Source organism: Methylobacterium sp. C25 (assembly GCF_021352225.1).
In the GTDB taxonomy this organism is placed as follows: Bacteria; Pseudomonadota; Alphaproteobacteria; order Rhizobiales; family Beijerinckiaceae; genus Methylobacterium.
In genome coordinates, this window is the sequence record NZ_JAAUVI010000001.1 from 806,266 (window position 1) to 831,368 (window position 25,103).

Consider the following 25,103-nt stretch of genomic DNA (forward strand, 5'->3'; position numbering starts at 1 on the left):
GCGCCACCTTCACATTCGCGTGACGAAGTCTGATCTAGGTCGGTGCACGCGATTGCCTCGATCGCGTTTCGCTGCACGGCACAATTCGAACGCCGCCAGACAGCCGACAACCGAACAGGCCGTGGATATCAATCCGGCCTCCGATACTTACGCAGTTTCCGCGCGGCGGCGGCAACGCTGTCTTGTCGCGGAACAGGTTCCCGAACCGCGGATTCGAGCCTCAGCCACCGTGAAATGTCTCCCGCGCCGCAGCGACGAATCTTGGTCGGGACGCGGTCTGGCGCTCTTGTCGGAGGGGCCGGGCCGGGTAGCATGACCTCATTCAGTCGCGTCGGAAACGATCATCCTGGGGGCAGGGAGCCAACGCATGCAGGAAGCGATACGCGTCAAACCTACGCAGGACGGCACCTACACGGTCTATCGCGGCACAATGGCCCTCGTTGCGGGCCTGACTCGTCTACAAGCGGAGCGCTACGAGGCGAGCATCGCCCGGCGGCAGCCGCGCACCACACCGATTGCGATGCTGGGCTGAGCCCTCGGAACGGACTGGAAGAAGGCGTGGACCCGATCAGGTCCGCGCCTTTTTTCATGCCGGCAGCAATGTCAGCGGGCGCAACGGGCCGATCGTGCCCTCCGCGGTCAGCCCGCGCTCTGCCGCAGTGACGATGAAACGGCCGCCATCCCTGATGATGTCGTAGAGGTAGTAGGAAGCCCGGTGATGCTCGCGGATGCTGCGAGCCGAGGCCGACGGCGCCCCGACGATGGGGATCGCCCCGTTTGGCCCCTCGACGAAGGCGACGCTGCCGACATGGTTGTGCCCATGAAGGATCAGCTCAGCACCGGCGCGGGCGATCATCGCGGTGAAGGCCTCTGCATCCTTCAACTCGCGACCGGGGCGCGCCCCGCCAGGATGGGGCGGATGGTGGATCATGACGACCCGGAACGGCGGATCGGATTCGGTAGCCAGCGCACGAAGCAGTTTTTCGGCAATCTCGATCTGTGGAGGCCCGACGCGGCCGGTCGCGGCGAACGGCTTGGTCGGAATGGCCGAGGACAGCCCGATCAGAGCGATGGGTCCGCGCCGGCGCAGATAGGGAAACACGCCGGCGCGATCGTCCTCACCGCTCGTCCACGCGCCGCAGGCGGCGAGCAGACCTTCGAGGGAGCCGCGCACATAGGCATCGTGATTGCCCGGCACGAAGCTGACACTGTCCGCCGTGCCGAGGGCCTCGAGGAAGATCCGCGACGTCTCCCACTCGTCTGGCAGGCCGATATTGCAGAGGTCGCCCGTACAGGCGATGTGGTCGCAATCCTGCAGCCGGAGATCGGCGACGAGGTCCGCTAGCAGGCCCATGTCGTGATGACGGCCGCGCCCGCGATGCCAGTTCACGAAGCCGGTGGCACGCTTGCTCAGGAGTTGCCGCAGCTTCGGCCGCGGCAGCGGCCCGACATGCGGATCGGTGATGTGGGCAAGACGGAACATCGGCGAGGCAGGCTACGCGATCGTGATTGGGCGACCGATGCGCCCGCATGTGCCGCAGTGAGGTCGAAGGTCAACCGCGCGCCGTTTCTCGCGCCCGACGAGGTTGCGCCGCAATCTTAACTGAGGGTACAGAGCCGGCGGCTCGCCGCCCGCGTTCGCGGCCACCGGCGACAGCGCGCGAAGAGCGGGAGACCGCCCCGGCATATGGGCCTCATCAAGACCATCGGCCGAAAGCCGCCCGTGCAGAAGGCCCTTGGCCTGACCGCTTACGGCTATCTGAACCTCGTGCGGCGCACCAACCGCTTCACCGTGGTTCCCGCCGCGCCCGACGCTTGGCTCGACGAGACCGGTCCGTTCATCGCCGCGATGTGGCATGGCCAGCATATCATGATCTCGTTCATGAAGCGGCCGCACGATCGCATCGCTACGATCATCTCCAAGTCGCCCGACGGCAACATCAACACCTACGCCCTGGAGCGGATGGGTGTGCGTGTGATGCGCGCCTCGGGCGCTCGCGGCCGCGTGGTGCGCGATGCCAAGGCAAAGGGTGGCGCCGAGGGTCTGCGTGCGATGGTGCGGGCGCTCAAGGGCGGTGACACCGTCTGCTTCTCGGCCGACGTGCCGAAGGTCTCGCGGGTCTGCGACGCCGGCATCATCATGCTCGCCCGCTTCTCAGGCCGACCGATCCTGCCGGTAGCCGTGGTGACGAGCCGCCATATCCGCTTCAACTCCTGGGACCGGGCCTGCCTTGGATTGCCGTTCGGCCGCGGGGCCATGGTGTTCGGCGAGCCGATCTGGGTTCCGCGCGAGGTCGAGCCCGACCTCGTCGACAGCCTGCGCATGAAGGTGCAGACCGAATTGAACCGCGTTCACGACCACGCCTACACCCTCGTCGGGCGTCCGGACCGCGTCGGGAACCCGGCATGAGAGCGCCGTCCCTGCCCGTGACACTGCGGGCCTATCGCTTTGGCCTGTATCTCGGCGAACCGGCCGTCGCAGGCCTCCTCGCCTGGCGGTCGCGGCGCGGCAAAGAGGACCCCGGACGCCTGCCGGAGCGCCGCGGACGTCCGGGCCGAGCACGCCCTGCCGGCAATCTCGTCTGGATGCACGGTGCCAGCATCGGCGAGTCACTCTCGTTGATCGGCCTGATCAACGGCATGATCGAGCGAGGCTTCTCGGTGCTCGTGACGACGGGCACGAAGAGCGCGGCCGAGCTGCTCGGCTCGCGCCTGCCGCCCGGCGCGGTTCACCAATACATGCCGCTCGACGCGCCGCGCTGGATCGAGCGCTTCCTCGACCATTGGCAGCCGGATCTCGCGGTGCTGGCCGAATCCGAGATCTGGCCGAACACCGTGATCTCGCTCCACCGGCGCGAGGTGCCGCTGATCCTCGTCAACGGCCGGATGTCGGAACGCTCGTTCAAGGGCTGGGCACGCTCGCCAAGGACGGCCGAGGCACTGCTCGCGCGCATCTCGATCTGCCTCGTCCAGACCAAGGATGATGCCGAGCGCTTCCTGCGGCTTGGCGCACCACGGGTGAAGGTCGTCGGAAATCTCAAATACGACTCGGCCGTGCCGCCGGCCGACGCGCAGCAGCTCGCCTATCTCGGCGACATGGTCGGCGACCGGCCGGTCTGGGTCGCGGCAAGCACCCATCCCGGTGAGGACGAGGTGGTGGCCGAGGCCCACACCCTCTTGAAGCAGCGCCTCCCGAACCTTCTCACCGTCATCGTGCCGCGTCATCCGCGCCGGGGCGAGGAGGTGGCTGCCTGCGCCAACGCCGCCGGTCTGCGCACCAGCCGGCGCGCCAAGAACGGGCGGCCTCAGGCCTCCATCGACCTCTACGTGGCCGACACGCTGGGCGAGCTCGGCCTGTTCTACCGGCTCAGCCGGCTGGTCTTCCTCGGCGGCTCCCTGGTTCCGCATGGCGGCCAGAACCCGATCGAGCCGGTGCGCCTCGACACTGCTATCCTGCACGGGCCGAACGTCGCCAATTTCTCGGAGCCCTACCGCGCCCTCGATGCCGCAGGCGGCGCGCTCACCGTCACCGACGCGCGCGACCTCGCGGCCGCCGTCGGCGAACTGCTCGCCGACCATCGCCGCATCGATGTCATGGCACAGCGCGGCCACGCAGCCCTGCTGCCGTTCGAGGGCGCCGTCCTGCGCACGCTAGCGGTGCTCGATCCCTTCGTGGCGCAGCTCAAGCTGGCAGCCCGGGCCCCGGCCTGAATGCGCACGCCCGGCTTCTGGGCGCAGATGCCCCCGTCCCCGCTGGCACGCCTCCTGGCGCCCGCAGGCGCCGTCTACGGACGCTTCACTGCCAAGCGCATGGACAGGCCGGGTGAGCAGGCCGCCTGCCCCGTGCTCTGCATCGGCAACCTCACCTTGGGCGGCGCCGGCAAGACGCCCACAGCGCTTCGTATCGCGGCGATGCTGCGCGCGCAGGGCAAGCAACCCGTCTTCCTCTCGCGCGGCTATGGAGGACGGGAGCGAGGGCCACTCGTCGTCGATCCGACCCTGCGGAACGCCGATGCAGTGGGTGATGAGCCGCTGCTGCTCGCACGCATCGCTCCGACCGTGGTCGCGCGCGATCGGCCGGCCGGCGCCCGACTCTGCGTCGCGCAAGGCGCCGACGTCATCGTGATGGACGACGGCCTTCAGAATCCAAGCCTGGCCAAGGACTTGTCGCTCGTGGCCGTCGATGCTGGATCCGGCATCGGCAACGGCCTCACCTTTCCGGCGGGCCCATTACGTGTGCCGCTCGCGCAGCAATGGCCGCATGTGGGCGGGATCGTCATGATCGGGGACGGGGCCCCCGGCGAGGCAGTGGCGCGGGAGGCGGAGCGCCGCGGTTTGCCGGTCCATCGCGGCAAACTGATCCCGCAGGCCGATCACGGTCTGGAAGGGCGCCCGATCTTCGCCTTCGCTGGCATCGGTCGGCCTGAAAAGTTCTTCGACACCCTGCGGAGCATGGGGGCCGATCTCGCCGGGACGCAGGTCTTCGGTGATCACCACCGCTTCTCGCAAAGCGATCTCGCGGGCTTGGCCGATGCCGCCAGCCGGGTCGGCGCGACGCTCGTCACAACGGAGAAGGATGCCGTGAGGCTGCCGCGCGCTTTCGCGCAGACGCTCGCGGTACGACTCGTATTCGATGACGAGACGGCCTTGCGGGCGCAAATTGCGGCGATGCTTCGATCGCGGCCGGCCTCGCTTCAGGCCTGACCGCCCGGTCCGACTACCACCAAAGCTATTTCGCCAAGCCGACCGCTTTCAGACGCTGCATGGCAGAGTCTGGGCTTGCGTAGGCCTCCTGGCGTTCGACGCTCCAGTAGCGCAGGGCATCGAGGGGAATTTCCTCGCCAGTCACGGCGCAACGCACGAAGTTACCGGGCTTGATCACCCGCATCGTGCCGTCGCCGTACTCGACCTTCGCCTCGCCGCCGGGTGATCCACGATCGTAGCGACCGAGCATCCTTGCCACTCCTGCCTCGTCCCTCGCGTCATAACGCCGTCCGAGCGCGATTGTCGATCGAACCGAGATGCCTCTCGACAGGGAGTGGCGGCTCGGGCCTATGTTCGGCCATGCCAAGCCCGGTTCCGCAGGCCACCGATTCCGCGCCGGATCAACCCGCCGTCGAGGCCCTGTTCGAGGCGGCGCGCGCGGTGCGTGAGCACGCCCATGCGCCCTATTCGCGCTTCCGCGTCGGCGCAGCGCTCGTCGACGAGGCCGGCCGTATCCATGCCGGCTGCAACGTGGAGAACGCGGCCTACCCGGTCGGCAGTTGCGCCGAGGCCGGCGCCATCGCCGCGATGGTAGCCGCGGGTGGCAGGCGCATTGCAGCGATCCTCGTCCTCGGCGACGGCCCGATCCCCGTGACGCCCTGCGGCGCCTGCCGCCAGCGCATCCGTGAATTCGCGGGACCCGACACGCCCGTGCTGGCCGCCGATCCGGCCGGGTTGCGTGCTCGCTTCACCCTCGACGCGCTGTTGCCGGCTTCGTTCGGCCCGGAAAACCTGGCGTGACCGCGGAGTCGCTCCTGGAGGTCGCGCTCGGATGCCTGAGGCAGGGCGGTTTCGAAGGTCCATATACCTCCGCCATCGTCACCGGAACCGGCCTCGGCGGCCTAGCCTCCTGCTTGGAGCAGCGCATCGGCATCGCCTATGCCGACATTCCCGGCTTTCCGCGCTTGGGCGTCAGCGGGCATGCCGGATCGCTGTTTCGCGGGCGTCTGGCGGATCGTCCCGTACTCGTCTTCGAGGGCCGCATCCATGCCTACGAGGCGGGGGACGCCGCCGCGATGCGGTTGCCGTTGACGATTGCGAAGCGTCTCGGCGCCGAGACGCTCTTGCTCACGAATTCCTCCGGCTCACTGATGCCGGAGGCCGGTCCCGGCAGCCTCGTGGCACTCTCCGATCACATCAACCTCTCGGGGTTCAATCCGCTGATCGGCGAGCCCAGCGATGCCCGCTTCGTGCCGATGATCGATGCCTACGATCCCGGCCTTCGCGCGTTGCTCCGCGACGCTGCCGCAGCCTCTGGAATTTCGCTGCACGAGGGCATCTACGCCTGGTTCTCTGGGCCGAACTTCGAGACGCCCGCAGAGGTGCGCATGGCCGGGCGGCTCGGGGCGGATCTCGTCGGCATGTCGACGGTGCCGGAGACGATCCTCGCGCGTTTCCTCGGCCTGAGGGTCGCCGCGCTTTCCGTGGTCACCAACCACGCGGCCGGCATTGCGGGCGGTGATCCGCACCACGCCGAGACCAAGGCCGTCGCGGCTCGCGCGGCCGACGACCTCGCCCGTCTCGTGACCGTCTTCCTGGCGCGCCTTCCCCTCCCCTCTTCGGCACCCGGATCATGACAGCAAGCCCGATGCTCTCGCCGCAAGATGAGGCCGGAATCGCCCGCCGTGCCATCCCGCTTCTCGACCTCACCGATCTCGGCGATGCCTGCCGTGCCAGCGCCATCGACACGCTCTGCCGCGCGGCGCGAGAGGGCAGCGTCGCAGCGGTTTGCGTCTGGCCGCAATTCGTCGGGCAGTGCTTGCGTGGGCTGCACGGCGATCCGATCGCAGTCGCCACCGTCGTCAACTTCCCGACCGGCGGCGAGGACATCGAGCGGACTGTAGAGGACACGGTCCAGGCTCTTCGCGATGGTGCGCAGGAGATCGATCTGGTCATGCCTTACGGGGCTCTGCTGCGCGGAGAGCTGGCGCCGGTGCGCGACATGATCCAGGCCGTGCGCGAGGTCTGCGACCAAGGGCAGCCGCTGAAGGTGATCCTCGAGACGGGCGTGCTCGGCAATTCAGAACCGATTGCCGAGGCCAGCCGGATCGCTCTCGAATCCGGCGCCGACTTCATCAAGACCTCCACCGGAAAGACCGCCGTGTCGGCGACACCGGAGGCGGCCGAGGTGATGCTGAAGGCGATCCGCGATCATGGAAGCGGCGGCCTCAAGATTTCCGGCGGCCTGAAAACCGTCGCGAATGCCGCGACCTATCTCAGCCTCGCAGACGGGATCATGGGACCCGGCTGGGCCACTCCGAAGACGATGCGGCTCGGGGCGAGCAGTCTCTATGCCGACCTCGCTCGAGCCAGGGACGCAGTACCGTGAGGCTGCCGCAGGAGGTCATCCGGGCCAAGCGCGATGGCGAAACGCTGGACGGCGCTGCGATTGCCGAGTTCATCGCAGGGCTGACCGAAGGCTGCGTCACCGAAGGGCAGGCTGCGGCCTTCGCGATGGCCGTGTTCTTCCGAGGGCTGTCGCTCGAAGAGCGTGTCGCGCTTACGCGGGCGATGACGGAATCCGGCACCGTGCTGCGCTGGGACCTTCCCGGTCCGACCCTAGACAAGCATTCCACCGGCGGCATCGGCGATGCCGTGAGCCTCGTGCTGGCGCCGATGGTCGCGGCCTGCGGCGGATATGTGCCGATGATCTCCGGACGCGGCCTCGGCCATACGGGAGGCACCCTCGACAAGCTCGAAAGCATTGCCGGCTATAATGCGACGCCGGGACTGGACGTCTTCCGTCAGGTTGTCGCGAAAACGGGCTGCGCCATCATCGGCCAGACCAGCGAACTCGCGCCGGCCGACAAGCGCCTCTACGCGATCCGCGACGTGACCGGCACGGTAGAATCGCTCGATCTGATCACCGCCTCGATCCTCTCAAAGAAGCTTGCTGCGGGCCTCGACGGCTTGGTCATGGACGTCAAAGCGGGTTCGGGCGCCTTCATGGGCACGCACGACGCAGCGCGGGCGCTTGCCGAGAGCATCGTCGGCGTGGCGAACGGCGCCGGCATGCGGACGGTTGGATTGATCACCGACATGGACGCGCCTCTCGCCTCCGCCGCCGGCAATGCCGTGGAGGTCAGCTACGCGATCGACTATCTCATCGGCCGGAAGCAAGAGCCACGGTTTCACGCCGTGACGCTGGCTCTCGCCGCGGAGATGCTGGTGATCGGCGGCCTCGCGGCGGATACGGCCGAGGCCAGCAGGCGGCTGGAGCAGGCCGTGGCGTCCGGTCAGGCGGCCGAACGGTTCGAGGGGATGGTAGCAGCGCTCGGCGGTCCCACGGACCTCTTAGGCTCCGGATCCGAAAGCCTGCCGGCCGCACCCATCACCAAGTTCGTGAAGCCCGACGTGCCGGGCATCGTCCAAAGCGTGGCGACGCGGGCGATCGGGCTCGCGGTCATCGGGCTCGGTGGGGGACGAACCCGACCCCAGGACGGGGTCGATCATGCCGTCGGCTTTACGGCCCTGGCGCGTCCCGGCGATACGATCAGCGCCGATGCCTGTCTCGGGATCGTGCACGCCCGCGACGAAGACAGCGCGGAAAGGGCGGCCGCCTCACTCAAGGCGGCCTACCAGGTTGGTGCCGACGCGCCCGGGATCACTGAAGCGATCCTCGAACGCGTCGAGTGAAGCGGCCTTACCAGTGGTGGCGATGGCCCCAACCGTGATGACGGTGGCCCCAACCGTGATGACGGTGGCCCCAACCGTGATGGCCCCAACCGTGGTGACGATGGCCCCAGCCGTGGTGACGATGGCCCCAGCCGTGATGATGGTGATGGTGATGCCAGCCGCGATGGCCGCGCCAATGCACGGCGGTCGTGCCGGCGTCACCTGCCACTGTCTCGGCGGCTGCGGGCGCCAGCGGGGCGGCCTGGGCAGTTCCCGCCACGGCTGCGAAGAGTCCGCCTGCGATCACGGCCGCAGCGGCGAGAGCGGTGCGCCCACGCCGGGTCGTGCGATCCTTCATCATGCTGAGCTCCTTGTCGTCGGGCCGGGCGATCCCGGCCTGGACGAGAAGAGCTAGGGCGCTCGCCATGAATGTGGCGTGAGAGGGAAAGCAACAAACTGCAACAAAGAGCGGCAAGCGCTGATCAGCGCCGCGACACTTTCGTCATTGCGAGAGGAGTTGAGCAATGACGGCTGTCGCGGGGGTCAGGGTCGGCGATACACCCAGACGCGCGCTGGCGGCAGGTTGAGCCAGACCTTGTTGGAGCGGCTGGCCGTATAGCTGCCCGCCTCGCACTTCGCCGGGATCGGCGGCACGACGGCATAGGTGAACTGCACGAAGGGTGCGCCGGGATGCATCAGATCGTGTGCGCTCTGGAGCAGATCCATGCGCTGCTCCAGCGGCTTGGTGAAGAGCGGCAGGCTGGAGATCGTCGCCGCGCAAGGGACCTCGAGCAGCCCTTTGAGCGTGTCGCGGATCCGGTAGGCATCCCCCTGAAGCACGGTCGCGCGGGGGAAACGGCTGCGAAGCAACTCGCAGAAGCCCGGATTGAACTCCACCAGGATCAGCCGCTCCTGGTCGATGCCGCGGCGGACGAGCGCCTCCGTCACCGGGCCGGTGCCAGGGCCGAGTTCGACCACCGGGCCGTTCATGCGCGGGTCGACATAGGAAGCCATGGTGCGCGCGAGCATCTTCCCCGACGGCGTCACCGAACCAGTGACGAGGGGGCGCTCGAACCAAGAGCGCAGGAAGCGGGCATCGTCCTCGAGCGCCTCCCTCCGTTCGCCCAACGGTCGCTTGACGCCACTGGACACGGCAACGGCTTTGGCGCTGGAACGGCGAAGCGGCGGCAAGAGCGAAGACCCTCGGGTCGGAGATGGGCGAAAAAGGCTAGACGACGAAAGCCTTCACACAGTCAAGGCGGCAACCAGAGCCAGGCCCGCCGACGGCAACTCGCGACCCGGTGCGACCTGCCGCCACAGCCATAACAGGAAACATGCCGCGTTTGATCCCGCGGCCTGCAATCACTGACGCGTCGCCCCGCTGACGAAGAAATCCTTCACCTTCGAGAAGAAGCCGGCGCTCTCAGGGTGGTTCTCGGCCGAGGCCGACTGGTCGAACTCCTGGAGCAGCTCGCGCTGGCGCTTGGTCAAATTCTGCGGCGTTTCGACCGAGACCTGGATGTACAGGTCGCCGACCTCGCGGGAGCGCAGCACCGGCATGCCCTTGCCCTTGATCCGGAACTGCTTGCCTGCCTGCGTCCCGGCCGGGATGCGCACCTGCGTCTGGCCGCCATCGATCACCGGCACGGTGATCTCGCCGGCGAGCGCGGCGGTGACCATCGAGATCGGCACGCGGCAGAACAGGTCGGCGCCGTCGCGCTGGAAGAAGAGATGCGGCGCGATCGACAGGAAAACGTAGAGGTCGCCCGACGGGCCGCCGCGCAGACCGCTCTCGCCTTCGCCGGCCAGCCGGATTCGCAGGCCGTCGTCGACGCCCGCCGGCACGTTGATCGAGAGGCTGCGCTCGCGCTCGACGCGGCCAGCACCGGAGCACGAGGTGCAGGGATCATCGATCACCTCGCCGCGGCCGTGGCAGGTCGGGCAGGTGCGCTCGATCGCGAAGAAGCCTTGCGCCGCCCGGACCCGGCCGTAGCCGGCGCAGGTTTGGCATGTCCGCGCCTGGGAGCCGGGCTTGGCACCCGTTCCGGAGCACGCCTCGCAGGCGATCGAGGTGGGGATCTTGATCGTCTCGGTCTTGCCGGAGAACGCCTCCTCCAGCGTGATCTCGAGATTGTAGCGGAGGTCCGCGCCACGCTCGCGGCCCGGCGCACCACCACGTCCGCGTGCGCCGCCACGCCCGGCCTGCGCGTCGCCGAAGAAGTTCTCGAAGATGTCCGACATGAAGTCGCCGAACTCGTTTCCGAACCCGGGTCCGCCCGCGCCGCCCTGGCTGAAGGCGGCATGGCCGAAGCGGTCATAGGCCGCTCGCTTCTGACCGTCGGAGAGGCACTGATAGGCCTCGTTGACCTCCTTGAACTTGATCTCGGCTTCCTTGTCGCCGGGATTGCGGTCCGGGTGATGGACCATGGCAAGCTTGCGGAAGGCGACTTTGAGTTCGACCTCGGTCACCGTCTTGGTGACGCCGAGAACCTCGTAGTAGTCCCGCTTCGACATGCCCGTCCTCGAAACCCTCGACATGCCTGATCCCCGAGGGATGCTCGGGGATCAGGCATGTCTTCATACCGTTACTGCACGAAAGAGCGACTGAACGCATCGGGGCCGGATCGCTCCGGCCCCGTCGTCGCAACGCCTGAGATCAGGCGCGCTTCTTCTCGTTCTTCTCGTCGACTTCCTGGAAGTCAGCGTCGATCACGTCGTCCTTCTTCTCACCCTCGTGAGCAGCGCCACCTTCCTGGGCACCCTCGGCCTGGCCGGCGGCGTACATGGCCTCGCCGAGCTTCATCGAGGCCTGCATCAGGTCGTTGGTCTTGGCCTTGATCGCCTCGACGTCGGTGCCTTCCAGCGCCGTGCGCAAGGCCGCGATGGCCGACTCGATGGCGCCCTTCTCGGACGCGCCGACCTTGTCGCCATGCTCCGCCACCGATTTCTCGGTGGTGTGGATCAGGCTCTCGCCCTGGTTCTTCACCTCGACGAGCTCGCGGCGCTTCTTGTCCTCGGCGGCATTCGCCTCGGCATCCTTGACCATCTTCTCGATGTCGGCGTCGGACAGACCGCCCGAGGCCTGGATGCGGATCTGGTGCTCCTTGTTCGTCGCCTTGTCCTTCGCCGTCACGTTGACGATGCCGTTGGCGTCGATGTCGAACGTCACCTCGATCTGCGGCATGCCGCGGGGGGCCGGTGGGATGCCGACGAGGTCGAACTGGCCGAGCATCTTGTTGTCGGCCGCCATCTCGCGCTCACCCTGGAAGACCCGGATGGTGACCGCGTTCTGATTGTCCTCGGCCGTCGAGAAGGTCTGCGACTTCTTCGTCGGGATCGTGGTGTTGCGGTCGATCAGGCGCGTGAACACGCCGCCGAGCGTCTCGATGCCGAGCGAGAGCGGGGTCACGTCGAGCAGCAGCACGTCCTTGACGTCACCCTGCAGCACGCCGGCCTGGACCGCGGCGCCGATGGCGACGACCTCGTCCGGGTTGACGCCCTTGTTCGGCTCCTTGCCGAAGAAGCCCTTCACGACCTCGGTGACCTTCGGCATGCGGGTCATGCCGCCGACCATCACGACCTCGTCGATCTCGGCGGCGGTCACGCCGGCATCCTTGAGCGCCTTGCGGCAGGGCTCAACGGTGCGCTGGACGAGATCGTCCACGAGCGACTCGAACTTCGCCCGGCTGAGCTTCAGCGCGAGGTGCTTCGGGCCGGTCTGGTCGGCAGTGATGTAGGGCAGGTTGATCTCGGTCTGGGTGGCCGAGGACAGCTCGATCTTCGCCTTCTCGGCGGCCTCTTTGAGGCGCTGGAGGGCGAGCTTATCCTTGGTCAGGTCAATACCCTGCTCCTTCTTGAACTCGGCCGTGAGGTACTCGACGATCCGGTTGTCAAAGTCCTCGCCGCCGAGGAAGGTGTCGCCATTGGTCGACTTCACCTCGAACACGCCGTCGCCGATCTCGAGGATCGAGACGTCGAAGGTGCCGCCGCCGAGGTCGTAGACCGCGATGGTGCCGGACTTCTTCTTGTCGAGGCCGTAGGCGAGCGCAGCCGCGGTCGGCTCGTTGATGATGCGCAGCACCTCGAGGCCGGCGATCTTGCCGGCATCCTTGGTGGCCTGGCGCTGGGCGTCGTTGAAGTAGGCGGGAACCGTGATCACGGCCTGCGTGACGGGCTGACCGAGATAGGTCTCGGCCGTCTCCTTCATCTTCTGCAGGGTGAAGGCGGAAATCTGCGAGGGCGAGTAGCGCTTGCCGTCGGCCTCGACCCAGGCGTCGCCGTTGTCGCCCTTGACGATCTTGTAGGGGACGAGACCCATGTCCTTCTTGGTCAGGGGGTCGTCGAAGGTGCGCCCGATCAGGCGCTTGATCGCGAAGAAGGTGCGATCCGGGTTGGTGACGGCCTGGCGCTTGGCCGGCTGTCCGACGAGGCGCTCGCCATCGTCCGTAAACGCGACGATGGACGGGGTGGTGCGGGCGCCTTCCGCATTCTCGATGACCTTGGCCTGCGACCCTTCCATAACGGCGACGCAGGAATTGGTGGTGCCGAGGTCGATACCGATGACTTTACCCATGGTGGGATCCCTCTGGTTCTCTGTTCAAGCAGACCGCCGAGCCCCGAAGCAGCTCGGCCCATGGCTGGGTTTACTGGCGGTGCAAAACTGAAAGCGTGGAAACGGACTGGGGGAGGGTCCGCACCGTAATCCGGTTGGATCGGCCCCCTCGCCGTGCCTCGCCGGATATAAGAATGTGGTCGCGGAGCCGCAAGACGATGAGCCGAGACGGGCGCGAAGCAACGGCCTCTGCCAGATTCGCTGGCGAAGTGGCTGTTCTGGTCTCGAAATGTTAAGTGCTCGCCACGTCCCCGCCACAGGTTGCGTGCTAGAGCGCCATCCGACCCTGCCCTCTCGATGCCCTCGCGCCTCCGGCGAGACCGGTATCGCGGCGGCCGAATCCTCCGCTTTACGGGCGAGACTTTCGATGCGCCTCCCCCGCATTCTGCTTCTCTCGGCGATGATGCTGCCCGCGGCCCTCGCTGCCGCCGGGCCGGCGAACGCCCAGAACTTTTTCGAGGAGCTGTTCGGGATAGGCCGCGCGGCGCGTCCTCCGCAGCCGCGCCAGCCGGTTCCCGGCGCACCGATTCCCGGAGAGCCCGGCGCTCCACCTCCTGGCGACGTCCCGCCCGCGGCACCGGCAGCTCCGCCGCCACCGCGCCAGCCCGTAGTGCTCAGGGCACCGGGAGAGGACAACGTCGTCGGCCAGGACCTGCTGCTCAACGGCCTGACCGGCAGCCTGAAGCTGGAGCGGACAGGGGCCGCGGTCAGCGCCCGGATCAATCTGCCCGGAACAAAGATCTCGCAGCCGACCGAAACCTGCACTGTGAAGCTCAACGGCGGTAACCCGATCGCTCTCGCCTCGTCGGGCAAGCCCGAAGGTGTCGCGCGGTTCGAAGCGGCCGCTGCCGAGTGCCCCCTGCGCTTCGACGTGCTCGAAGGCAGCGTGCTCGCGACGCCGCTCGGCGGCAGTCCCATTTGCACCTTCTCCGCCGCGGATTGCGCGACGACGCCGAAGGGCCTTTGGGGACCCGGCGCCGCCAGCCTGATGCCGCGCGCCGGAGAGTTCGACAGCGCCCGTGGCACCGCCGACCGGGCGGTCTACGACAACTACAAGGTCATGACCCAGCGCGTGCGTGGCCAGGACGTGCGCCCTGTGGTTCAGGAACAGGCCGCCTTCTCCTCCGACCGCGAGGAGCTCTGCCGGACCTATGCTCGCGAGGGCGCGCACGGCTTCTGCCATCTGCGTTTCACCGAGGCCCGCGCGGTTTCGCTTGCCACCCGGCTCGGCGTGACTGCGCCGACGGCGAGCGTCGCGCCGCGGCCCGTGCGCCGCAAGCCCGCGCCCGTCGATGGCGCCAATCCCGACGCCGCCACCTCGGCCATCCCGGACTGAGGCCGGTCACAGGCCGCCGCGCGCAATCCGTTTCGCCGCGACAGGATCTGGGATAAAGCGCTCGCCGATATCCGATTGCCCGCCGGGCGGTCGTGCTCACTATCCGTGGTTTCGCGGCAGGGACGTTCGCATGGTCGAACCGATGAACTGGATCTCGGAGGTCGTTCGCCCGAGGATCAAGACGCTCTTCAACAAGCGCGAGACCCCGGAGAACCTCTGGATCAAGTGTCCCGATACCGGGCAGATGGTCTTCCACAAGGAGGTCGAGCAGAACCTCTGGGTGATCCCTGGCTCCGAGCATCATCTCAAGATGAGCGCCCAGGCGCGCCTCAAGACGATGTTCGACGAGGGCACCTGGATCGACGTGCCGCTGCCCGAGGTCGCCACCGACCCGCTCAAGTTTCGCGACGAGAAGAAATACGTCGACCGCCTCAAGGAGGCCCGCGCGAAGACCGGCATGCCGGACGCCTTCAAGATCGGCTTCGGCCGCGTCAACGGCTTGCCGACGACGATCGCGGTGCAGGAATTCGCCTTCATGGCCGGCTCGCTCGGCATGGCGGCAGGCGAGGCTTTCGTTCGCGGCGCCGAGACGGCGCTGGAGAAGCGCACGCCTTACGTGCTGTTCTCCGCGTCGGGCGGTGCGCGCATGCAGGAGGGCATCCTCTCGCTGATGCAGATGCCGCGCACCACGGTTGCCGTGCGCCGGCTCAACGCGGCAAAGCTCCCCTACATCGTCGTGCTGACCAACCCGACCACGGGCGGCGTCACCGCCTCCTATGCGATGCTCGGCGACGTGCATCTGGCCGAGCCCGGCGCGCTGATCTGCTTCGCGGGCCCGCGCGTGATCGAACAGACCATCCGCGAAAAGCTTCCCGATGGCTTCCAGCGTTCGGAGTACCTGCGCGAGCACGGCATGGTCGACCAGGTGGTCCATCGCAAGGATCTCAAGGACACCATCGCGCGGCTCTGCGGCCTCCTCCTGAATGTGCCGACGGCCAAGGCCGCCTGATCCGCCGGTCATCGTGACCGGCCAACCAACGACGAAGACCGCGATCAGCGAGACATGGATTCTTCAGACGCCCTGATGGGGCGCTTCCTCGCCCTTCATCCGCGCACGATCGACCTGTCGCTCGGCCGGATCGAGAGCCTTCTCGCCAAGCTGAACCATCCGGAGCGGCGCCTGCCGCCGGTGATCCACGTTGCCGGCACCAACGGCAAGGGCTCGACCATCGCCTTCATGCGGGCGATTCTCGAAGCCGGTGGTCTTGCCGCGCATGTCTACACCTCGCCGCATCTCGTGCGGTTCCACGAGCGCATCCGGATCGGCGGCATCGGCGGAGGCACCTTCGTGCCGGAGGAGCGCCTCGCCGAGGCCTTCGCACGTTGCGAGGCGGTCAATGCCGGCGATCCGATCACGGTATTCGAGATCACCACCGCTGCGGCCCTGCTACTCTTCTCCGAAGCCCCGGCCGATGTGCTTCTTCTCGAAGTCGGCCTCGGCGGTCGGGTCGACGCCACCAACGTCATCGCTCAACCCGCCTGCGCCGTCGTCACCCCGATCGGTCGAGACCATGCCGAGTATCTCGGCGACACGCTCGAATCGGTGGCGACCGAAAAGGCCGGCATCTTCAAGCGCGGCTGCCCGGCCGTGATCGCCGCGCAAGACTATGCCGAGGCCGACTCGGTGCTGTGCCGGCAGGCCGAGCGAGTCGGTGCCACACCGATTCTCGTCGGCAACCAGGATTTCTCGGTCCATCAGGAGAACGGCCGCTTCGTCTATCAGGACGAGACCGAGTTGTTCGATCTGCCTCTGCCGCGACTCACCGGACGCCATCAACTCGTGAATGCCGGAACCGCCATCACCGCCCTGCGCGCGGCTGGCTTCGGCGATCTCGGAACGGCCACCTACGAGGCGGGCCTGCGCAACGTCGACTGGCCGGGACGCCTGCAGCGACTCACCCGCGGGCGACTCGCAGACCTGATGCCGAAGGATGCCGAGCTCTGGCTCGATGGCGGCCATAACGCGGATGGCGGCCGCATCCTCGCCGCCGCCATGGCCGACCTGTGCGAGCGGAGCGACGTGCCGCTGGTGCTCGTCGTCGGACTGCTTGGAACCAAGGATGCCGAGGGCTTCCTGAAGAACTTCGTCGGCCTCGCGCGAATCCTGGTTGCAGTGCCGATTCCCGGCCAGATCGCTGCCCGTCCGGCAGACGAGGTCGCGCAGATCGCGCAATCCGTCGGGCTCGCCACCCGTGTGGCGCGCGGCACCGAGGCCGCCCTGCTTGGCCTGTCGAGCGAGGCTTTCGAGCGGCCGCCCCGCGTGCTGATCTGCGGCTCGCTCTATCTTGCGGGCGCCGTTCTCGAAGCGAACGGGACGCCGCCGGTCTAGAGCTGAAGCTCTCGCCAGCAATCGCGACCGCGGCGGGCGGCAGCTCTAATTAAGTATCCAGTAACCAAGAATGCATCGAATGCCGATAATGTGATTCAGGCGGTTGCGAGGGGAATCGCCTCTGCAGAGCGGACCATCGATCACTCTGTCGGATACATCCGGATGTCTCGAAGCGGCCGGTGTGTCCTCGAGGCTACATCCCCTCGATGGGGAATGGTCTAGCTTCTCCGGCGATCGGGCACCTCGCTGGGGATCAAAAAATGAAAAAGCTTCTCACATCGTTCGCCGCCTTCACGGCGCTCACCGCTGCCGCTTCCGCTGCTGACCTGCCGCGTCGCGCTGCTCCTCCCGTCTTCACGCCGGTTCCGGTTTTCACCTGGACGGGCTTCTACGCCGGTTTCAACGCTGGTTACGGCTTCGGCGTTGGTGATCAGGCTCCGACCATCATCGGCGTTCCGGCCAACGGCCTCGTGCTGAACGGCGCTGGCGCTGCCACGACGGGCGTTCTCGCCTTCGGTAACGGCGCCAACAACGACGGCTTCGTCGGCGGTGGTCAGATCGGCTACAACTATCAGTTCACCCCGGGTTCGGGCGTGGTTGTCGGTGTCGAAGCCGACGCCCAGTACGCCGACTTCGGTCGCGGCCGGAACCAGTTCGCTGTGGCTGGCGGCGTCGCCAATCCGGGCGTCCTGTTCTTCAACCCGAACGGCCTGTCGGGCCTCGACTACTTCGGCACCGTCCGTGGTCGTCTCGGCTATGCGTTCGATCGCGTCCTGTTCTACGCCACCGGCGGCTTCGCCTACGGCGCTGGCGGCGGCCGTCAGTTCGGCCTGCCGAACTCCTCGACCGACGACTTCAAGACCGGCTACGCTGTCGGCGGCGGTATCGAATACGCTCTGCCCACCGACTCGTTCCTGAACTTCTTCCGCTCGTCGGCAGTGACGTTCAAGGTCGAAGGTCTGTACGTGAACCTCGATCAGAACGGCCGAAATGCTGGCACCTTTGCCATCAACGGCGCTGGCACCACCTTCGCGACCGGTACCGGTGGCAACGTGCTCGTGGCTGGCCCCGGTGGCCGCACCGACACCGAGTTCGCCGTCGTGCGCGCCGGCATCAACTACAAGTTCGGCTCGTACTAAGCCGAACCCACGGGTCTCGACCCTCAAAGGAAAGCCCGGCCAACTGGCCGGGCTTTTCTCGTTTGGACCGACCCGGCAGACGCAGCGACAAACAAAAAGCCCGGCCTCACGGCCGGGCCTTCGCTTAATCGACGATCGTGCCGGAGAGCGGTCAGGCGCTCGCTTGGATCCAGCGCGACAGATCACCCTTGGGCGCCGCACCGACCTTCTGGCTGGCCAGCTTGCCGTCCTTGAAGATCATCAGCGTCGGGATCGAACGGATGCCATAGGTCGAGGCGATGCCGGGATTCTCGTCGACATTGACCTTGGCGATCTTCACCTTGCCCTGAAGGTCCGCGGAAATCTCCTCCAGCGCCGGACCGATCTGACGGCAGGGGCCGCACCATTCCGCCCAGAAATCCACGACGACGGGCTCGGCGGACTGAAGAACGTCCTGCTCGAAGCTCGCATCGGTTACCTTGACCGTCGCCATCGTCAAACCCTTTCGCAATCTCGTGTCCCCGCGGACCCACGCCGTATCGAGCGACCATCCTCACTGAGGATCGACGCCGGGGACTGATTGCAGAATTGGCGACGGGCCATCGCACGGTCAAGGCGCCTTCGCTGGAGGCAGCCCTGGCACGCGGATACCTCATGCCGATCAAACGTTCTGACGCGGGAGCGAAAACCCTTACGCGCATCGGTTGGCAGTGCCGATGATGCCTTCAGCCCTCGCCGCGAGGCTTTGCCGCCCCATCTGCGGGTGTGACCCGCGCCGACTCGCGGTTACCAGACCTATCCCGAACCTTGCGGCGCCAGCGTCGCTGGGACCGGCAAGGCGCCCGGACGGCGGACCCATCCGCGGCCATGCCCGACCTTAAGGATGTGATCACGTGAAGCGCACTCTCTTCCTCTTGCTCGCCACCGCCGCCACCCTCGGGCTGGGCCAGCAGGCGTGCCTCGCCCAGACCAACAATGCGGGCACCCCGGCAGCGCGCGTCGGGGGCGAGGCGTTCCAGGCCCCGAACGCCTCCGGCAGCGGGAGCACCGCCGAGTCGCAGGCACCAAATACCGACTACAAGCCCCTCTTGCCGAACCAGACCCGTGCGCCTCAGCCTGCGCAGAAGACGGAGGTCGAGGTCGCATCGGTCGCAAAGGGCTTGGCCTCACCCTGGGCGCTGGAGTTCCTGCCGGACGGTCGGATGATCGTGACCGAGAAGGCAGGCAAGATCCGCATCGTCTCGAAAGACGGCGCCGTCGGCGATCCGATCGCGGGCGTGCCGAAGGTCGATTCCCGAGGGCAGGGCGGCTTGCTCGACATCGCGCTCAGCCCGAGCTTCGCCGCCGACAGGCTCGTCTACATCAGCTATTCGGAGCCGCGCGAGAAGGGCAACGGAACCACGGTCGCGAAAGCCAAGCTGATCGAGACCGGCGGCACGGCCAAGCTCGACGATCTGAAGGTGATCTTCCGCCAGACGCCGACCTATGACGGCGACAAGCATTTCGGCTCGCGCCTCGTCTTCTCGACGGACGGCAAGCTGTTCGTCACCGTGGGCGAGCGCTCCGACAAGCAGACCCGCGGACAGGCCCAGGATCTCACCAGCGGCCTCGGCAAGGTCTTCCGCATCGACACCGACGGCAACGCACCGAAGGACAACCCCTTCGCCGGCAGCGACAAGGCGAAGCCCGAGATCTGGTCCTACGGCCACCGGAACGTGCAAGGCGCGACGCTCGACGGCCAGGGCCGCCTCTGGATCGTCGAGCACGGCCCACGCGGCGGCGACGAGCTCAACCGTCCGCGCCCCGGCATCAATTATGGCTGGCCGCTGGCAAGCTACGGCCTCGAATATTCGGGCGAGAAGATCGCAGACGGCGCGACCGTGGCGGCCGGCACTTCGCAGCCGGTCTATTACTGGGACCCGGTGATCGGCCCGTCGGCCATTGCCTATTACGACAAGGACGTCTTTCCCGCCTGGAAGGGCCAGTTCGTCATCGGCGGCCTCGTCAGCAAGGGCCTGGTCGTGCTCAAGCTCGCCGGAGACACCGTCGTTACGGAAGAGCGTGTGCCCCTCGACCATCGCATCCGCGACGTGAAGGTCGGTTCGGACGGCGCGATCTACGCCGTCACCGAGGGCGAGAACGGTGAGATTCTCAAGCTGACCTCCAAAAAGGGCAGCTGAGCCTCGCACCCGTCGAGCGGCAGCCTACCAGGTCAGCCGCTCGATCACCGCATCCGGCGTGACCGGCTGTCGCGAGAGCCAGTCGGCCACGTCGCCGAGACTGTGGTGCTCGGCGGTGATGCCGAGTTCCTCGGCATGGATTCCGCGGGCGACGAGGATCGAGGCGATACCCGCCGCGCTGGCCCCGGCGATGTCGGTACGAATGGCATCGCCCACCGCCACGACCCGCGCGAGGTCGGGTGCAGGCAGGCCGTCGAGCGCTCCAGCCTTGGCCAGGGCCGCGTCGTAGACCGGGCGGTACGGCTTGCCGGCATAGACGACCTCGCCGCCGATCTCGGCATAGGCCGCAGCGATGACACCGGCGCAGGGGATCAACTGGCGATTGCGCTCGACCACGAGATCCGGGTTGGCGCAGATCATCGGGATCTCTCTTGCCCGGAAGTCGGCGAGAGCCTCCCGGTAATCCTCGGCCGTCTCGGTATCGTCGTCGAACAGGCCCGTGCAGACCACGCGCTGCGCCTCGGCAGCCTCGACCAGCGCCAGATCGAGCCCGTCATAAATCGGCCGGTCGCGGTCCGGGCCGAGGTGATAGACCCGCTCGCCCGGATGATGCGCCAACAGCTCGTGCGTTAGGTCCCCCGAGGTCAGGATGGCGTCGTAGGCCTCCCTCGGCACGCCGTAGCCGTCGAGGATGGTCTGGACCCCGCGCCACGGGCGCGGCGCATTCGAGACGAGGATGACGCGGCGCGGGCGCTCGCCGGGCAGTCGGCGGTAGCGGATGAGTGCCTCACCGGCCGCCTTGTGGCCGATCCGGCCGTCATGGAGCACACCCCAGACATCGCAGAGGACGAGGTCGAAGGATTCGGCCACCTCCGCGAAGCCGCGAAGCGTGGGAACGGGGGCCGCGGCGGCGCGGTCGGACATGGACATCTCGAATCTGGGAGAATGTCCGTCCGGTTAGGGACGACGGCCCTGGAAATCAATCGCCTGGAGGTGAGACCAGACGCCTGCTGCCGTCATACGGCGCGGCGGAGGAAATCCCGGAAGGCCTTGCGCTGCGGGGGCGGCTCGGATGCCGGCTGAGTCTCGCCGCCATCCTGCGTGGCGGCCGCGGGAGCGGAAGTCTTGGCCTCGGCGAAGACCTCTGCGCGCACTGCCTTCGGCCCCGCAAACACGGTGCCTTGAGCCATTGGGACGTCGAGATCGATCAGGTCGGGAACCTCCCCCTCGCGTTCGACCTCGGTCGCCACCAGCCGGATGCCGGCCCGGCCGAGGGCGGTGACGAGGTCCTCGACCGCGATGTCGGGCATCGTCTCCCGGGAAGGCGGCCGCAGCAGCAGCGCGGCCGGCACCTTGATCTGCGAGACACCCCGCTCGGCAAGTTGACCAGAGTCGAAGCGGAGGTCCGTCGGCCGGTCGAGACCGAAGCCGAGGCGTCCGCGCAGGGCGCCGAGAACCGCGTTCTGCTCGGCGTCGAGGCTGCGCCAGCTCGCCTGCGGCAGGGTCACGGTCACACGGCCGACGATGTCCGAGCCGTCGGAAACGAGTCCGCCGAGCGAGCGCAGGAAATCCGGCTCGAACAGCGAGAGGGGCGAGAGGCCGTAGGCCACAGTCGCATTGCTGCCGCGGCCCTGCAGGTGCCGGGCGATCACCGTGCTGCTGCGGATCATGCGGCGGTCGAGCGCCGTGGTGCGGCCCTGTCGCTCCAGCGCCGGCAGGAATGCTTCGGGCGCCAGGATCTCGGGTCCGAGCCTGAGGCGGGCCAGCGCCTCGTAGGAGACCACCTTGCGCTGCGGCAGCGTCACGATGGGCTGCAACCAGACTTCGAGGCCGTCGCCATCGAATGCCTCGATCAGCGCAGCCTCGTGCTCGGGATCGCGATTGGCCGGCACGAAGGCAGGCGGCTTGAACGTCGTGCCCGGCATGGGAACCCGGCGCAGCGGGCCAGCGGGCGGCGCTTCCGTCGGTGTCACAGGCGCGGGTGCGGCCTTGAGACGTCCGATCTCGGCCTCCTGGGCAGAGACGACCTCGGCGAGTTCGCGCACGATGCCGCTGAGCAGGCCTATCTCGCGTGTGACGTCCTCGACTCCGGCGGCTAGCGTCTCGTCGGCGGCCGTCGGCGCGTCAGCCGGCGGCTCCGTCTTCGCGAGAACGGCGCGGGCAGCGACGGTGATCGCGGCCTCTGCCTTGAGCAGGCGCTGTGAAAGCACGCCGATCTCGCTCGACAGCTTCTCCTGAGAGGCCGAGAGACCGGTGACCCGGCGCTGTTGCATGATCGCGGTCAGAAGCGTCGCCATGAGCCCGAGCACGGCCAGGCCCAGCGCTCCCGCGACGGGGGCCACGATCGACAGGGGCAGCACAACCAGCAGCCCGACGAGACCGATGGTCCAGAGGCCGCCACGCAGGCCGATCGACTTGGCCATCGGGGTCTTCATCTCACAGGTCAGCGCAACCAGAAGCAGATTAACCTTTTTGGCGAGGGCGCGACTCGGCCGCAAGGCGCCATCGCGCTCCCAGTCAAGTCACCAACCGATAATGCCAAGGTGTGGCATTGTCCGCGGTGTCAGCCTCGGTTCATCCGCCACCGATAGAAATGAGTTTGTAACGAGCGCCTGGTTCGACGACGGACGATGAGGCGACAAGGCGAGGCGATCGGCAGTGTCTGCGCGATGGCCTGCGCGCGAGGGATGGCAGCGAATGATCGTGAAGCGAGTGGCGTTGGCAGCGATGGCCGCGACGGTGTTGGGAATGGCGGTCGGCGCCGTACCTGCAGCCGCCCAATATGGTGGCCCATACTACAATGGCGATGAATACGATCGCCCGCGCCGTTACGAGCGCCACTATGACGACGAGTATCGCCCGCGCCCGCGGCCCTACGGGCGCCAGGGAAGCCTCTGTGTGACCAAGCGCGGCAATTGCCCCTACCCGCCGGCACCGCAGGATTCGCCGTGCCGCTGCGATATTCCCGGCTTCGGCCCGAAGCGTGGCGCGATCGATAACGGATACTGACGCGCGGGTTCAGGATATGATGTCCGGCGAAGAACGGCTTCGCCGGACAACGTCTCAGGAACGGACGCGCCGGATCTCGGCGCCGCAGCGGCCGAGCTTGGCTTCGAGGGCCTCGAAGCCGCGATCGAGATGGTAGACCCGGTTGATCTGGGTCTCGCCCTCGGCGGCGAGACCGGCAATCACCAGCGAGACCGAGGCGCGCAGATCGGTCGCCATGACCGGCGCCCCCTTCAGCCGATCGACCCCCTCGACGATGGCGAGGTCACCGTCGAGGCGGATCTTGGCACCGAGCCGGGCCAGCTCCTGCACGTGCATGAAGCGGTTCTCGAAGATGGTTTCGCGAATGGTCGACCGGCCCTTGGCCAGCGTCATCAGCGCCATGAACTGCGCCTGCAGATCGGTCGGAAAGCCCGGGAAGGGATCGGTCGTGACGTCGGCTGCATGAATTCCACCGCCGTTGCGGCGGACGCGGATTCCACCGGGGACCGAAGACACCTCCGCCCCCGTGGTGCCGAGCAGGTCGAGCGCCGAGGACAGCAGGTCGGCGCGGGTATTCTCCAGGACGATGTCGCCGCCGGTCATCGCCACCGCCATGGCGTAGGTGCCGGTTTCGATGCGGTCCGGCAGGACCTCGTGGCGCGCACCACCGAGCCGGGCGACGCCCTCGACCACGATGCGCGAGGTGCCGGCGCCTTCGATGCGAGCGCCCATCTTGATCAGGCATTCGGCGAGGTCGACGACCTCGGGCTCACGCGCCGCGTTGTCGATGACGGTGGTGCCATAGGCGAGCGAGGCCGCCATCAGCGCGACATGCGTGCCGCCGACCGTGACCTTCGGGAAGCTCATCTCGGCGCCGCGCAGGCCGTTCTTGGTCTTGGCGATGACGTAGCCGCCGTCGATCTCGATCTGCGCGCCGAGTTTTTCCAGCGCCATGATCAGCAGGTCGACCGGCCGCGTGCCGATAGCGCATCCGCCGGGCAGTGAGACCTTCGCCTCTCCGAAGCGCGCCAGAAGCGGCGCCACCACCCAGAAGCTCGCCCGCATGGTCGAGACCAGATCATAGGGAGCGGTGGTGTCGATGATGTTGGAGGCGGTCAGACGGATGGTCTGGCCGGTCTCGGTGGTCTGGCCGGGGCGCTTGCCGACGACCATGTGGTCGACGCCGTGATTGCCGAGAATGCGCAGCAACGAGGCGATGTCGGCAAGGCGCGGGACATTGATGAGCTCGAGCGTCTCGCCGGTCATCAGGCTGGCGATCATCAGCGGCAGAGCCGCGTTCTTCGCGCCCGAGATCGGGATCACGCCATTGAGCTGCGCGCCGCCAGTGATGTGGATGCGGTCCATGTCGTTCCCCGGGCGCGAACCCGTCTGCCGAGCGCCGCACCGATCATGTTCGGGGCCGATGCCCCTCTAAACGGCCAAGTATAAGGCCTATGGGGCGGAAAGAGGATGACGGGGGATCGCGGAAGTCATGCGCTGTGGCCGTCATGCATCGTGAGCGTCGGCGACGTCCCGCAGCGCTTTGTTCGATCCGTCGTTCCCGCTGCCGGCCGGCGTTTCCGCGGGCGGCCTCGGCTCCGTCTGCTCGGGGTCATGGTCAATGGTCTGCGCCCGGCCGCGAGCCTGTTCTTTCCGGCGCTTGAGATTGTCTCGCAGGGCTGACTTCAACCGTTCCTGGCGCGACATCGGCTAAGACCCCGTCTCCATTGCGCGACGCATCGTCGCCGCTCGAGCCGGTCCGGGCCAATAGCCGTCAGCGGCGCTAGACGTCTGCCGAAACACGACTTTTCGCAACGCGACCTCTGCCGGCTCGGGAGCGGCCGCATCCTACACTCCAAGACCGCTAGCGATTTCGCGAAGCCGTCTCAACAGGTGCAGGCCAGCATTGCCCAGAAGTCACCTTGAACCAATTCCAAAATCCCTACTATTGTCCCGGCCACAGAACACACTCGGCCGGGCCACTGCGGAGGGTACCCTCCCGTAGCGAAACCGGTCCTGCGGCTGGTCGAGAGGCATCGAAGCCCGCAGCCGAGAAGAGCGTCGAGGACGGATGCCCGTGACACTAGTGCCTGAGCAGACC

Annotated in this window: 25 protein-coding genes; 14 read left to right on the forward strand and 11 right to left on the reverse strand. The window is 67.3% G+C overall.

All coding sequences use genetic code 11. The features are described from left to right. Positions 1-367 precede the first annotated feature (367 nt). Positions 368-532 carry a hypothetical protein gene (locus HCU64_RS03785; protein ID WP_233382427.1) on the forward strand — a complete coding sequence of 55 codons (165 nt, stop codon included), beginning with the start codon at positions 368-370 and terminating at the stop codon, positions 530-532. Between the two features lie 54 nt (positions 533-586). Here the strand turns inward: HCU64_RS03785 and HCU64_RS03790 are convergent, their stop codons facing one another. Further along, the gene (locus HCU64_RS03790; RefSeq protein ID WP_233382428.1) at positions 587-1,483 is read right to left on the reverse strand and encodes a metallophosphoesterase family protein; all 897 of its coding nucleotides are present in this window, start codon (positions 1,481-1,483) and stop codon (positions 587-589) included. 204 nt (positions 1,484-1,687) lie between these two features. Between HCU64_RS03790 and HCU64_RS03795 the strand changes: the two genes are divergently transcribed. The 3 genes from HCU64_RS03795 to lpxK are packed head-to-tail and all read left to right on the forward strand — an operon-like array spanning position 1,688 to position 4,704. Then, the gene (locus HCU64_RS03795; protein WP_233382429.1) at positions 1,688-2,410 is read left to right on the forward strand and encodes a lysophospholipid acyltransferase family protein; all 723 of its coding nucleotides are present in this window, start codon (positions 1,688-1,690) and stop codon (positions 2,408-2,410) included. Beyond that, positions 2,407-3,711 (forward strand): 3-deoxy-D-manno-octulosonic acid transferase, encoded by a 1,305-nt coding sequence (locus tag HCU64_RS03800; RefSeq protein WP_233382430.1) that lies wholly within the window; start codon positions 2,407-2,409, stop codon positions 3,709-3,711. Before HCU64_RS03795 ends, HCU64_RS03800 begins: the two co-directional genes overlap by 4 nt. Beyond that, complete coding sequence (gene lpxK, locus HCU64_RS03805; protein ID WP_233382431.1) at positions 3,712-4,704, forward strand: tetraacyldisaccharide 4'-kinase; 993 nt, start codon at positions 3,712-3,714, stop codon at positions 4,702-4,704. It abuts the gene before it with no gap. 25 nt (positions 4,705-4,729) lie between these two features. On the opposite strand, the gene HCU64_RS03810 is transcribed toward lpxK, so the two are convergent. Continuing rightward, positions 4,730-4,954: a DUF2093 domain-containing protein gene (locus tag HCU64_RS03810; RefSeq protein ID WP_233382432.1), complete on the reverse strand. Its 225-nt coding sequence runs from the start codon at positions 4,952-4,954 to the stop codon at positions 4,730-4,732. A gap of 110 nt (positions 4,955-5,064) precedes the next feature. On the opposite strand from HCU64_RS03810, the gene HCU64_RS03815 reads away from it, so the two are divergent. Genes HCU64_RS03815 through deoA form a run of 4 tightly spaced genes read left to right on the forward strand, consistent with a single transcriptional unit; the run spans position 5,065 to position 8,400 of the window. Beyond that, positions 5,065-5,505, forward strand: a complete 441-nt coding sequence (locus HCU64_RS03815) for a cytidine deaminase (RefSeq protein WP_233382433.1) — start codon at positions 5,065-5,067, stop codon at positions 5,503-5,505. Continuing rightward, on the forward strand, positions 5,502-6,341 hold the full coding sequence (locus HCU64_RS03820; protein WP_233382434.1) for a purine-nucleoside phosphorylase: 840 nt from the start codon (positions 5,502-5,504) through the stop codon (positions 6,339-6,341). Before HCU64_RS03815 ends, HCU64_RS03820 begins: the two co-directional genes overlap by 4 nt. Then, the gene (gene deoC / locus HCU64_RS03825; protein ID WP_233382435.1) at positions 6,338-7,093 is read left to right on the forward strand and encodes a deoxyribose-phosphate aldolase; all 756 of its coding nucleotides are present in this window, start codon (positions 6,338-6,340) and stop codon (positions 7,091-7,093) included. Before HCU64_RS03820 ends, deoC begins: the two co-directional genes overlap by 4 nt. Beyond that, complete coding sequence (gene deoA, locus HCU64_RS03830) at positions 7,090-8,400, forward strand: thymidine phosphorylase (RefSeq protein WP_233382436.1); 1,311 nt, start codon at positions 7,090-7,092, stop codon at positions 8,398-8,400. The genes deoC and deoA overlap by 4 nt, the downstream gene beginning before the upstream one ends. A 7-nt stretch (positions 8,401-8,407) precedes the next feature. Here the strand turns inward: deoA and HCU64_RS03835 are convergent, their stop codons facing one another. From HCU64_RS03835 to dnaK, 4 genes are all read right to left on the reverse strand, one after another. Continuing rightward, positions 8,408-8,806 carry a hypothetical protein gene (locus HCU64_RS03835; RefSeq protein WP_233382437.1) on the reverse strand — a complete coding sequence of 133 codons (399 nt, stop codon included), beginning with the start codon at positions 8,804-8,806 and terminating at the stop codon, positions 8,408-8,410. 116 nt (positions 8,807-8,922) lie between these two features. Further along, a complete protein-coding gene (locus HCU64_RS03840; RefSeq protein WP_233382438.1) occupies positions 8,923-9,570 on the reverse strand; it encodes a class I SAM-dependent methyltransferase in 648 nt (215 codons plus the stop codon). 171 nt (positions 9,571-9,741) lie between these two features. Next, a complete protein-coding gene (dnaJ, locus tag HCU64_RS03845) occupies positions 9,742-10,893 on the reverse strand; it encodes a molecular chaperone DnaJ (protein ID WP_233382439.1) in 1,152 nt (383 codons plus the stop codon). 142 nt (positions 10,894-11,035) lie between these two features. Further along, positions 11,036-12,952 carry a molecular chaperone DnaK gene (gene dnaK / locus HCU64_RS03850; RefSeq protein ID WP_233382440.1) on the reverse strand — a complete coding sequence of 639 codons (1,917 nt, stop codon included), beginning with the start codon at positions 12,950-12,952 and terminating at the stop codon, positions 11,036-11,038. Between the two features lie 406 nt (positions 12,953-13,358). Between dnaK and HCU64_RS03855 the strand changes: the two genes are divergently transcribed. The 4 genes from HCU64_RS03855 (at position 13,359) to HCU64_RS03870 (ending at position 17,855) form a co-directional block, all read left to right on the forward strand. Next, positions 13,359-14,327, forward strand: a complete 969-nt coding sequence (locus tag HCU64_RS03855) for a hypothetical protein (protein WP_233382441.1) — start codon at positions 13,359-13,361, stop codon at positions 14,325-14,327. Between the two features lie 130 nt (positions 14,328-14,457). After that, on the forward strand, positions 14,458-15,336 hold the full coding sequence (gene accD, locus HCU64_RS03860) for an acetyl-CoA carboxylase, carboxyltransferase subunit beta (protein ID WP_233382442.1): 879 nt from the start codon (positions 14,458-14,460) through the stop codon (positions 15,334-15,336). Positions 15,337-15,390: 54 nt separating this feature from the next. Then, positions 15,391-16,716 (forward strand): bifunctional folylpolyglutamate synthase/dihydrofolate synthase, encoded by a 1,326-nt coding sequence (locus tag HCU64_RS03865; protein ID WP_233382443.1) that lies wholly within the window; start codon positions 15,391-15,393, stop codon positions 16,714-16,716. 260 nt (positions 16,717-16,976) lie between these two features. Further along, a complete protein-coding gene (locus tag HCU64_RS03870; protein WP_233382444.1) occupies positions 16,977-17,855 on the forward strand; it encodes an outer membrane protein in 879 nt (292 codons plus the stop codon). A 151-nt stretch (positions 17,856-18,006) separates the two neighbouring features. Here the strand turns inward: HCU64_RS03870 and trxA are convergent, their stop codons facing one another. Further along, positions 18,007-18,327: a thioredoxin gene (gene trxA / locus HCU64_RS03875; protein WP_233382445.1), complete on the reverse strand. Its 321-nt coding sequence runs from the start codon at positions 18,325-18,327 to the stop codon at positions 18,007-18,009. A 400-nt stretch (positions 18,328-18,727) separates the two neighbouring features. On the opposite strand from trxA, the gene HCU64_RS03880 reads away from it, so the two are divergent. Beyond that, positions 18,728-20,014 (forward strand): PQQ-dependent sugar dehydrogenase, encoded by a 1,287-nt coding sequence (locus HCU64_RS03880; RefSeq protein WP_233382446.1) that lies wholly within the window; start codon positions 18,728-18,730, stop codon positions 20,012-20,014. Between the two features lie 24 nt (positions 20,015-20,038). Here HCU64_RS03880 and HCU64_RS03885 read toward each other — a convergent pair whose 3' ends face one another. Both HCU64_RS03885 and HCU64_RS03890 read right to left on the reverse strand, forming a co-directional pair. Then, positions 20,039-20,938 carry a TIGR01459 family HAD-type hydrolase gene (locus HCU64_RS03885; protein WP_233382447.1) on the reverse strand — a complete coding sequence of 300 codons (900 nt, stop codon included), beginning with the start codon at positions 20,936-20,938 and terminating at the stop codon, positions 20,039-20,041. A gap of 92 nt (positions 20,939-21,030) precedes the next feature. After that, positions 21,031-22,449 carry an EAL domain-containing protein gene (locus HCU64_RS03890; protein ID WP_233382448.1) on the reverse strand — a complete coding sequence of 473 codons (1,419 nt, stop codon included), beginning with the start codon at positions 22,447-22,449 and terminating at the stop codon, positions 21,031-21,033. 262 nt (positions 22,450-22,711) lie between these two features. Between HCU64_RS03890 and HCU64_RS03895 the strand changes: the two genes are divergently transcribed. Next, complete coding sequence (locus HCU64_RS03895) at positions 22,712-23,023, forward strand: hypothetical protein (RefSeq protein WP_233382449.1); 312 nt, start codon at positions 22,712-22,714, stop codon at positions 23,021-23,023. A gap of 54 nt (positions 23,024-23,077) precedes the next feature. On the opposite strand, the gene murA is transcribed toward HCU64_RS03895, so the two are convergent. Next, positions 23,078-24,367 (reverse strand): UDP-N-acetylglucosamine 1-carboxyvinyltransferase, encoded by a 1,290-nt coding sequence (gene murA, locus HCU64_RS03900; RefSeq protein ID WP_233382450.1) that lies wholly within the window; start codon positions 24,365-24,367, stop codon positions 23,078-23,080. A gap of 141 nt (positions 24,368-24,508) precedes the next feature. Further along, positions 24,509-24,709 carry a hypothetical protein gene (locus HCU64_RS25560; protein ID WP_442785898.1) on the reverse strand — a complete coding sequence of 67 codons (201 nt, stop codon included), beginning with the start codon at positions 24,707-24,709 and terminating at the stop codon, positions 24,509-24,511. Positions 24,710-25,103 lie beyond the last annotated feature (394 nt).